Source organism: Kribbella sp. (assembly GCF_035655035.1).
Classification (GTDB): Bacteria; Actinomycetota; Actinomycetes; order Propionibacteriales; family Kribbellaceae; genus Kribbella.
In genome coordinates this window covers 1-9,669 of sequence record NZ_DASRVN010000645.1, presented here as the reverse complement: position 1 = coordinate 9,669, position 9,669 = coordinate 1, and the positions used below count along the sequence as shown (strand labels likewise).

General features: G+C 70.3%; 11 protein-coding genes and 1 riboswitch. All 11 genes read right to left on the bottom strand.

Features of this window, described 5'->3' with window-relative positions; translation table 11 throughout:
• The coding region (gene der, locus VFF46_RS33805; RefSeq protein ID WP_325041313.1) for a ribosome biogenesis GTPase Der at positions 1–1,358 on the bottom strand (1,358 nt) is incomplete at its 3' end.
• The gene (locus VFF46_RS33800) at positions 1,355–2,080 is read right to left on the bottom strand and encodes a lysophospholipid acyltransferase family protein (protein WP_325041312.1); all 726 of its coding nucleotides are present in this window, start codon (positions 2,078–2,080) and stop codon (positions 1,355–1,357) included. The genes VFF46_RS33800 and der, both read right to left, overlap by 4 nt.
• Entirely contained in the window at positions 2,077–2,757 is a 681-nt protein-coding gene (cmk, locus tag VFF46_RS33795) for a (d)CMP kinase (protein WP_325041311.1), read from the bottom strand. The genes VFF46_RS33800 and cmk overlap by 4 nt, the downstream gene beginning before the upstream one ends.
• A 54-nt stretch (positions 2,758–2,811) precedes the next feature.
• Entirely contained in the window at positions 2,812–3,876 is a 1,065-nt protein-coding gene (locus VFF46_RS33790; protein ID WP_325041310.1) for a prephenate dehydrogenase, read from the bottom strand.
• Entirely contained in the window at positions 3,873–4,241 is a 369-nt protein-coding gene (gene aroH, locus VFF46_RS33785) for a chorismate mutase (RefSeq protein ID WP_325041309.1), read from the bottom strand. The genes VFF46_RS33790 and aroH overlap by 4 nt, the downstream gene beginning before the upstream one ends.
• A gap of 30 nt (positions 4,242–4,271) precedes the next feature.
• On the bottom strand, positions 4,272–5,132 hold the full coding sequence (locus VFF46_RS33780) for a bifunctional 5,10-methylenetetrahydrofolate dehydrogenase/5,10-methenyltetrahydrofolate cyclohydrolase (protein ID WP_325041308.1): 861 nt from the start codon (positions 5,130–5,132) through the stop codon (positions 4,272–4,274).
• Between the two features lie 18 nt (positions 5,133–5,150).
• Positions 5,151–5,236, bottom strand: a riboswitch (ZMP/ZTP riboswitch).
• A 117-nt stretch (positions 5,237–5,353) separates the two neighbouring features.
• Positions 5,354–5,899 (bottom strand): NUDIX hydrolase, encoded by a 546-nt coding sequence (locus VFF46_RS33775; protein WP_325041307.1) that lies wholly within the window; start codon positions 5,897–5,899, stop codon positions 5,354–5,356.
• Positions 5,900–6,243: 344 nt separating this feature from the next.
• Positions 6,244–7,143: a proteasome subunit alpha gene (gene prcA / locus VFF46_RS33770; protein ID WP_325041306.1), complete on the bottom strand. Its 900-nt coding sequence runs from the start codon at positions 7,141–7,143 to the stop codon at positions 6,244–6,246.
• A gap of 25 nt (positions 7,144–7,168) precedes the next feature.
• Positions 7,169–8,011, bottom strand: coding sequence for a proteasome subunit beta (prcB, locus tag VFF46_RS33765; protein ID WP_325041305.1), 843 nt, complete (start codon positions 8,009–8,011; stop codon positions 7,169–7,171).
• A gap of 8 nt (positions 8,012–8,019) precedes the next feature.
• Positions 8,020–8,229: a ubiquitin-like protein Pup gene (locus tag VFF46_RS33760; RefSeq protein WP_130448384.1), complete on the bottom strand. Its 210-nt coding sequence runs from the start codon at positions 8,227–8,229 to the stop codon at positions 8,020–8,022.
• 57 nt (positions 8,230–8,286) lie between these two features.
• The coding region (gene dop, locus VFF46_RS33755) for a depupylase/deamidase Dop (protein WP_325041304.1) at positions 8,287–9,669 on the bottom strand (1,383 nt) is incomplete at its 5' end.

The window sequence follows — 9,669 nt, the reverse complement described above, 5'->3', positions numbered from 1 at the left end:
TTGTTCTTTTGGCGGGCTCGGATCTGGACGTGGATCGGGCTGCCGACGAAGCCGAAGTCCTCGCGGAGGCGGCGTTCGATGAAGCGCTGGTAGGACGCCTCGATCTGGCCGGAGGTGAAGATCGCGAAGGTCGGGGGCATCGTGGTGGCCTGGGTGCCGAACAGGATCTTCGGCTGTTTGCCGGAGCGCACCGGGTGCGGATGCGCGGCGACCAGGCGGCCGAGGAACGCGTTCAGCTGGCCGGTCGGGACGCGGGTCTGCCAGCCCTCGAGCGCGGCCTCGATGGCCGGCACGAGCTTGTCCATGTGCCAGCCGGTCAGCGCGCTGATGTTCACCCGTGGCGCCCAGCGGAACTGGACCAGGTCGCGGTCGATCTCGCGCTCCAGGTAGTAGCGGCGCTCGTCGTCCATCAGGTCCCACTTGTTGTACGCGATCACCAGCGCCTTGCCGGCCTCCTCGACCGCGTTCATGATCCGCAGGTCCTGCTCGGTGATCGACTCCGACGAGTCGATCACCACCACCACGACCTCGGCCCGCTCGATCGCCGCGTTGGTCCGCAACGACGCGTAGTACTCGTGGCCCTGGGAGTTCTTCACCTTGCGCCGGATGCCCGCGGTGTCGATGAACCGGTAGTCGGTGCCGCTCAGCGTGATCAGCTCGTCGACCGGGTCAACCGTCGTACCGGCGACGTCGCTGACGACGACCCGGTCCTCCTTGGCGACCTTGTTCAGCAGCGAGGACTTGCCGACGTTCGGCTTGCCGACGATCGCCACCCGGCGCGGGCCGCCGACCTCGCCGTCGCGCTCCGGCGGTGCCTCCGGCAGCGCGGCCAGGACGGCGTCCAGCATGTCGCCGGTACCGCGGCCGTGCATCGCGGAGATCGGGAACGGCTCGCCGATGCCGAGCGCCCAGAGGTTCATCGCCTCGGACTCGATCCGCTGGTCGTCGACCTTGTTGGCGGCCAGTACGACGGGTTTCCCGGACTTGCGCAGCACCCGCACGACGGCCTCGTCGGCGTCGGTGATGCCGATCACGGCGTCGACCACGAACAGCACCGCGTCGGCCGCGTTGATCGCGACCTCCGCCTGCGCCGCGACCAGGGCGGCCATCCCGACCGCGTCCGGGTCCCAGCCGCCGGTGTCGACGACGGTGAACTCGCGGCCGGCCCAGTTGGCGTCGTACGAGACGCGGTCGCGGGTGACGCCCGGGGTGTCCTCGACGACCGCCTCGCGGCGGCCGATGATGCGGTTGACCAGCGTGGACTTGCCCACGTTCGGCCGGCCGACGATCGCGAGCACGGGCAGCGGTCCCGTGTCGTCACGCTCATGCGTCGGTAGTTCGGTGGGCAGGTCAGTCATGCGGGGTCCCTCTGGTCTCGCCAGCCCGGAAGTGGGTGGCCGGTTTCTTCGACGGCCGCCTTCACATGGGCGCGCAGCACGTCGCCGATGTGGCCGGCGACCGCCTGTACGTCGGAATGTCTCCTGGGAAAGGGTACGCGGTCCACCGAGAAGGGCTCGCCGTACACCACGTCGATCCGGCTCCCGGTCGGCGGATGACTCCCCAGGCTGCCGTCCGGCAACCGCGTACCCATCAGCGCCACCGGCAGGATCGGCGCGCCGGTGACCATCGCCAGGTACGCCACCCCGCTCCGGATCCGGCCGAAGTCGCCCGGCCCGCGGGTGCCCTCCGGGTAGATGTTCAGCACCCGGCCGTCCCGCAGTACCTGGATCGACTTGCGGACCGCGAGCATGTCGTACGCCGACCGGTCGACCGGGATCTGCCCGATCCGGTGCAGGAACTTGCCCTGCAGGCCGCCGAACACCTCGATCTTGCCCAGCTGGTGCAGCATCCGCGGCGCCATCGCGCCGAGCAGCGGGGCGTCCAGCAGGCTCAGGTGGTTCGGTGTCATCAGCAACGGACCGGTCATCGGGAACCGGTCCTCGTGATGGATGGTGAGGTTGTACTTGCGCCGAAAGTACGGTCTGGCCAGCCTGCGCATCGGCAGTGCCAGCCGGTACGGCAGCGGCGGGAGATCGTCGGTACGGGGCAGATCCCGGTGCCCGGTGAGCTCCGCCGTCATAGCTCCCGGCCCTGAGGGACAGTCTCCTTGGCGAGTCGGCTGATCACGTCGATGACCTCCTCGAGGGTCAGGTCGGTGGAGTCGATCGTGACCGCACCGTCGGAGGCGACCTGGAACTCCGACACGGTCGAGTCGTCCGCGTCCCGCCGGACGATCTGGTCGCGGAGCTCGGCCGCGGTCACGGAGCCGGCCGCCAGCTCGGCGCCGCGGCGCGCCATCCGGGCGTCCTGGTCGGCGGTCAGCAGCACCTTCAGCTCGGCGTCGGTGGCGACCACGGTGGCGATGTCGCGACCCTCGACGACGATCCCGCCGGTCTGCTGGGCGTCGTCGATGATCGCCCGCTGGCGCCGGATCAGCTCCTTGCGGACGTCCAGGTTGGTGGCGATCTTCGAGACCACCTCGCTGATGCCGGGCTCCCGGATCGCGGCCGTGACGTCGGTCCCGTCGGCGATCACGAACTGCCGCGCCGGGTCGGTGCTCACCTCCAGCTCCAGCTCCCGCGCACGCTGCGCGACCGCCGCCGTGTCGTCCAGGTCCAGCCCGCGCTCGACCGCCGACCAGGTCACCGCGCGGTACGTCGCACCGGTGTCCAGGTACCGCAGTCCGAGCCGGGTGGCCACTCCGCGCGCGGTGCTCGACTTACCGGAGCCGCTCGGCCCGTCCACAGCGATGATCATGCCCCGAAGATTACCGTCGGACGGGGACAGGGCGTGCCTGGTGGTGCGCCCCTCTCAGGTGTGGACCACCCAGCCGCGGGTGGTCAGGGCCGCGACCAACTGGTCTACCGTGCCGGGTTTGACCGAGAGCTCGACCTCACCGACGGGGCGACCGGGGCTGTGGTCGATGCGCAGGTCCTCGACGTTGGCGCCGGACTCGGCGGCGTCGGCGAACAGTTTCGCCAGCTGGCCGGGGCGGTCCGGGATGGTTACCAGGACCGTGACCAGGTCGATGTGCGGCGCACCGTGCTTGCCCGGCACCCGGATCGCGCCGGACACGCCCTGGCCGAGGATCGCGGTCAGCTCGTCGCCCGCCTCTTCCTTGCCGAGGGCAACGAGCAGCCGGTCCAGCTCGCCGCGGATCTGCTCCAGCAGGCCGGTCAGCGCGGCCGAGTTCGCGGACACGATCTGGGTCCACAGCCGCGGGTCGCCGGCCGCGATCCGGGTGACGTCGCGGACGCCCTGGCCGGACAGTTCCAGGTGCGAGGACGGTGCGTCGGCCAGTGTCCCGGCGGCCAGCGCGGACATCAGGTGCGGAAGATGCGAGACGCGGGCGACGCCGAGGTCGTGGTCCGCCACGGACATCTCCACCGTCCGGGCGCCGCAGGCCTCCGCGAGCCGGCGTACCAGATCGACGGCGTCCGGATCGCTGGTCTCGTGCGGGGTGATGGCCCAGGTGGCGCCGTCGAACAGGTCGGCGCGCGCGGCCAGCGGGCCGTTGCGTTCGGAGCCGGCCATCGGGTGGCTGCCGACGTACCGGCTGACGTCCGGCACCAGGCTGCGCGCGTCCGCGAGCGGCTTGCTCTTCACGCTGGCCGCGTCCGTCACGACGGCCGTAGTCCGCTCGAGCTGCTCGGCGACCACCGCACCGACGTGGTCCGGCGGTACGGCGACCACGACCAGCTGCGGCTCGATCTCCACCAGCCGCGAACCGGCGCCGATCCGCTCGGCCATCAGCGCGTTGTCCGGGTTCCCGTCGACGAGCTCCACGACCACACCGAGCCGCGCCAGCGCCAGCCCGATCGAGGTCCCGATCAGCCCGGTCCCGACAATCCGGACCGGGCCGCGCAGTTCGGTCACTGGGCGCCGGTCAGGTCGGGGCGGAGTGCGACCGCGCCGTGCAGGTACACGTGCTGGATCTTGTCCCGGGAACGGTCCGTCTCGGTGTGCACCATCAGCCGGACCACCCGCGGCAGCGCGTGCGGCACCGGGATCTCCTGCATGCACATCAGCGGTACGTCGGTCAGCCCGATCTGCCGGCCCGCGACCGCCGGGAACTCCGAGCGGAGGTCCGACGTGACGGTGAACAGGATGCTGATCAGATCCTGGTTCTCCAGATCGTTCGCCTCCAGGACCGCCTGCACCAGCTCCGCGGTCCGCTCGAGCAGATGCCCGCGCTCGTCCACGTCCAGCTGGGTGGCACCCCGGATCGCCCGTACCGCCACGTCGTTCCTCCTCGTTGGTCTCCCCCAACCCTAGTTCAGGGTCGTCAAGGAGTGGACAGCCGTCTCAGCGGCGTCGACGGTCTGCTCGAGCAGCAGGGCGATCGTCATCGGGCCGACACCACCCGGGACCGGCGTGATCAGCCGCGCCACCTCGGCCGCCTCGGCGAAGTGCACGTCGCCGACGTTGCCCTCGTTGTACCCGGCGTCGACGACCACCGCGCCCGGCTTCAGCCAGTCGCCGCGGATGAAGTTCGGCTTGCCGACCGCGGCGATCACCACGTCGGCGGTCCGCACCAGGTCCGCGAGGTCGCGGGTCCGCGAGTGTGCGTAGGTGACCGTCGCGTTCGATGCCAGCAGCAACATCCCGGCCGGCTTGCCGAGGATCGGGCTACGGCCGATCACGACGGCGTGCGCACCCTCCAGCGGTACGTCGCACGCCGCGAGCAGCCGCATGATCCCGCCGGGGGTGGCCGAGCGGAACCCGGGATCACCGAACGCCATCGCCGCGAACGAGCGCATGGTGACGCCGTCCACGTCCTTGCCCGGGTCGATCGCCTCGAACGCGGCCCGCTCGTCGATTTGCGGCGGCACCGGGTGCTGCAGCAGGATCCCGTGCACCGCCGGGTCCTCGGACAGCTTCGTGATCTCCGCGACCAGCTCCTCCGTGGTCGTCGACGCCGGGAGGACGACGCTCCGCGACGCGATGCCGGCCTTCTTGGAGCGGTTCTGCTTCATCCGTACGTACGTGGCCGACGCCGGGTCGTCACCGACCAGCACGGTCGCCAGGCACGGCTGCGCGCCGTACTGCTCCTGCAGGGCACTCGCCCGCTCCGCCGCCTTCGCCACCATGCCGGCGGCGAGGTCGGTACCGATCATCAGCTCAGCAGTCATGCGCGCACTCCTCCACAGATCGAGTGCCCAGGCGCGCGGCGAAGCCGGATGGCAGACCGTTCCCCGGTGGTTCCTCCACCTCAACGCCAGTCGCGGTCCGGTACCAGGATACCGAGGGTGCCGCAGCTCGACAGGAGGTGTCTGCCCGGACGTCCGATTCGGAGGTGCGCGCAGGCGGTGGACCGGCGGCAGTGGACGTATACGTACTGTCGAGCGGCAGGTCAGAGCAGGCCGGCGTGGTCCAGGGCCAGGTAGGCGGCGTCGATGCCGGTCATGGCGCCGGGGCTGCGGAGTTCGGCGCGGAAGGCGTCGACGGTGAGTTCGACCGGTACGCAGTCCTCGGCCTCGTCCAGTTGCTGTTTCCCGTCCGGGCGGCAGCCGCGGGCGATCGCGACGTACTTCCGGAACGTGGAGGACGCCCCGGACCACTGCCAGCCGACCACGTCGAGGGTCTCGCAGGTGTAACCGGTCTCCTCCTCGAGCTCCCGTGCCCCGGCCACGGCAACCTCCTCGCCGGGCTCGACCAGACCGCCCGGCAGGTTCGTCACCACGGCATCCGGACCGGCGCGGAACATCCGGATCGTCACGATCCGCCCCTCGGGCGTCAACGGCAGCACCGTGACGCCGGCATCCACCCCGGCCTCACGCCCTGAGACATCCCACTCGACCTCACGCCCGTCCGGCATCCGGTACCGCCGCAACCGCACGGACAGAAACCGCTCGAACCCCAGCTCCTCCCCCAACAACTCCCAAGGCGCCGGATCCACCGCCGCCGCGCTCCCCGCCACCCCATCCCCCACCCCAGGCGCCACACCACCCGGCACCCCTCCAGCGGCCACGCCATCCAGCGCCGCAGGCGGCCCGTCGGTCGGCGCCACATCAGCCGCCACCACCACCGGCGCCACATCAGCCGGCACCACCGCGGGCGCCCCGTCCCCCGCCGCCGCAGGTGCCACATAACCCGGCGCCGACGCGGGCGCCACGTCAGCCGGTGCCACTGCGGGTGGCGCGTTGGGTGGTGTCGCGGGCTGGGGTGGGGTGGGAGGTTTGGGGTTCTGAGACGGCTCAGCCGCCACGTTGTCCGTGGCGGCTGAGTTCTCGAGCTGGTCCGTCACAGCGGACGGTCGGTGTCGGGGTCTTCCGGTGGGGCGATCGGTGCGTCGTCGTCCCCCGGCGGGGCCACCGAGGACTCGGTCGTCACCGAAGCGTCACCTGAGCCAGAGCCGCTGCCGCTGCCGGTGTCGGAGTCGGCGCCTGCGTTGGTGTCGTCGGTGCTCGGCTCGTCGGCGGACTTCGGCTCGTCGGGGGCCGGGCGGGACTCGGACAGGATGCGTTCCAGCGTCTCCTCGGAGATCCGCTTGAACTTGCGCACCTGCGAACGGGTCCGGTCCAGCACCGCGACCTCGAGCTGGTCCGGCGTCAGCTGCCGGATCTCCGTACCGTCGTGGCCGAGCGCGTCGACCGCGAGCCGGAGCGCCCCGGCCAGCGAGATGCCCTCGCTGTAGTGCTCGCCGATGTAGTCCGCGACCTGGTCGGCCTGTCCACCCATCACCGCATACCCCTGTACGTCGGCGATCGAGCCGTCGTACGTGAGCCGGTAGATCTGGTCGTCGCCCACAGCAGCGCCGACCTCCGCCACCAGGATCTCCACCTCGAGCGGCTTCTCGCCACCGGAGGAGAAGATCGCGCCGAGGGTCTGCGCGTACGCGTTGGCGAGCGCGCGGCCGGTGACGTCGCGCCGGTCGTACGAGTACCCGCGCATGTCGGCGAGCCGGACGCCGGCGATCCGCAGGTTCTCGAACTCGTTGTACCGGCCGACGGCGGCGAACGCCATCCGGTCGTAGATCTCGGCCACCTTGTGCAGCGCGGGCGACCGGTTCTCGGCGACGAACAGGATGCCGTCGGCATACTGCAGCGCGATCGCGCTGCGGCCCTTGGCGATGCCTTTCCGGGCGAAGTCCGCCCGGTCCCGCATCAGCTGCTCGGGCGAGACGTAGAAGGGAACGCTCATCGAGTCCTCTGTCAGTCGATCGGGGTCAGGTCAGGGTGGGCGCGGACGGGCCGTCGGGACGCTGATGCCGCTGGTTCCAGGCCGCGTCGACGAGCGCCGCCACCTCGTCCTCGGGCAGCCGTCGGTAACCGTCCGCGGTGACCACGCCGACGACCGGGAAGATCCGCCGCAGCATGTCCGGCCCGCCGGTCGCCGAGTCGTCGTCGGCCGCGTCGATCAGGGACTGGATCGCCACCGTCACGCAGTCCGTCTCCGACAGGTCCTCGCGGTAGAGCTTCTTCAGCGCGCCGCGGGCGAACAGCGAGCCCGAGCCGACGCTGTAGAAGTGGGTCTCCTCGTACCGCCCGCCGGTCGGGTCGTAGGAGAAGATCCGGCCGCCCTTGATGTCCTCGTCGTACCCGGCGAACAGCGGCACTACGGTGAGGCCCTGCATCGCCATCGGCAGGTTGCCGCGGATCAGCGCGCTCAGCCGGTTCGCCTTGCCGTCCAGGCTCAGGGTGGCGCCCTCGAGCTTCTCGTAGTGCTCCAGCTCGACCTGGAACAACCGGACCATCTCGATCCCGAAACCGGCCGAGCCGGCGAAGGCGACCGCCGAGTACTCGTCGGCCGGGAACACCTTCTCGATGTCGCGCTGGGCGATGATGTTGCCCATCGTGGCCCGCCGGTCGCCGGCCATGATCACGCCACCCGGGAAGGTGGCGGCGACGATCGTCGTACCGTGCGGGACCTCGCTGGACAGGTCGCCCTGCCCGAGCGACCGCCGTCCGGGCAACAGGTCGGGCGCGTGCCCGGCCAGGAAGTCCATGAACGACGAGCCGCCCGGGGTCAGGAAGGCTTCCGGCAGCCGGCCGGAGGCATCAGATGTCATCGAGCGGTTCACTCCCCACCCTTTTGCACGAATCCGCGGACGAACTCCTCGGCGTTCTCCTCGAGCACCTCGTCGATCTCGTCCAGGATCGAGTCGACGTCCTCGTCGAGCCGCTCTTTCCGCTCCTGGACGTCCTCGGACGCCTCGACCTGCTCGACCTCTTCCTCGGTCGACGAACGCTTCGGCTGCTTGTGCTGCTGACCGCCGTCCTTCGCCATATGGCCACCTCCTAGAACCGCTGGGAAGGCCGCCCAAATCGGCCTTCACTAGCGACCCTACCCGGCGGCACCCCCAGTAATGGTGCGAACCAGGTCACTCGCGGTGTCGCATTGGTCAAGAAGTGCCCCGACATGCGCTTTGGTACCGCGCAACGGGTCCAGAGTGGGGATCCGCTGCAACGACTCCTTGCCCGGCAGATCGAAGATCACCGAGTCCCAGGAGGCGGCCGCGACCTGCGGCGCGTACTGCTGCATGCAGCGGCCGCGGAAGTACGCGCGGGTGTCGGTCGGCGGGTGCGCGACCGCCATCCGGATCTCCTCGTCGGTGACGATCCGCTGCATCCGCCCGGACTTCACCAACTTGTAATAGAGGCCCCGGTCCGGGCGCAGGTCGGCGTACTGCAGGTCGACCAGGTGCAGCTTGGAGTCGTCCCAGTCGAGCCCGTCGCGATCGCGGTACGACTGGAGCAGTTTGTACTTCGCGACCCAGTCCAGCTGGTCCGACAACTTCATCGGGTCCAGCGCGAGCTGGTCGAGGATCTGCTCCCAGCGGTGCAGCACGTCCTTGGTCTGCCGGTCCGCGTCGTCGCCGTACTTGTCCTCGACGTACTTGCGGGCCTGCTCCAGGTACTCCGCCTGCAGCTGGACGGCGGTGATCTTGCGGCCGTCCTTCAGGGTCAGCAGATGCGTGCAGGTCGGGTCGTGGCTGACCTCGTGCAGCGCGGTCACCGGACGGTCCACGCCGAGGTCGTCGGTCAGCCAGCCGTCCTCGATCATCGCCAGCACGAGCGACGTCGTACCGACCTTCAGGTACGTCGAGATCTCGGACAGGTTCGCGTCGCCGATGATCACGTGCAGCCGGCGGTAGCGGTCCGGGTTCGCGTGCGGCTCGTCGCGGGTGTTGATGATCGGCCGCTTCAGCGTGGTCTCCAGGCCGACCTCGACCTCGAAGTAGTCCGCGCGCTGGCTCAGCTGGAACCCGTGCGTCGCGCCGTCCTGGCCGATCCCGACGCGGCCGGCGCCGGTGACCACCTGACGGCTCACGAAGAACGGCGTCAGGTGCCGGACGATCGACGCGAACGGGGTGGACCGGCGCATCAGGTAGTTCTCGTGGGCGCCGTACGACGCGCCCTTGTTGTCGACGTTGTTCTTGTAGAGGTTCAGCTGCGGCGCCCCGGGGATCAGCCGGGCCTGCCGCGCGCCCTCCATGATCACCAGCTCGCCGGCCTTGTCCCAGACGACCGCGTCCCGCGGGTTTGTGCACTCGGGCGCGGAGTACTCTGGGTGGGCGTGGTCGACGTACAGCCGGGCGCCGTTGGTGAGGATCACGTTCGCCAGGCCGGTCTCCTCGTCGGTGAGCTGGCTGGAGTCCGCCACCTCCCGGCTGAGGTCGAACCCGCGCGCGTCCCGTAACGGGTGCTCCTCGTCGAAGTCCCACCG

Coding starts and splice junctions, on each gene's coding strand:
- VFF46_RS33800 (WP_325041312.1), bottom strand. CDS start 2,080: ATGACGGCGGAGCTCACCGGGCACCGGGATCTGCCCCGTACCGACGAT.
- prcB (WP_325041305.1), bottom strand. CDS start 8,011: ATGACATCTGATGCCTCCGGCCGGCTGCCGGAAGCCTTCCTGACCCCG.
- prcA (WP_325041306.1), bottom strand. CDS start 7,143: ATGAGCGTTCCCTTCTACGTCTCGCCCGAGCAGCTGATGCGGGACCGG.
- cmk (WP_325041311.1), bottom strand. CDS start 2,757: ATGATCATCGCTGTGGACGGGCCGAGCGGCTCCGGTAAGTCGAGCACC.
- VFF46_RS33780 (WP_325041308.1), bottom strand. CDS start 5,132: ATGACTGCTGAGCTGATGATCGGTACCGACCTCGCCGCCGGCATGGTG.
- VFF46_RS33760 (WP_130448384.1), bottom strand. CDS start 8,229: ATGGCGAAGGACGGCGGTCAGCAGCACAAGCAGCCGAAGCGTTCGTCG.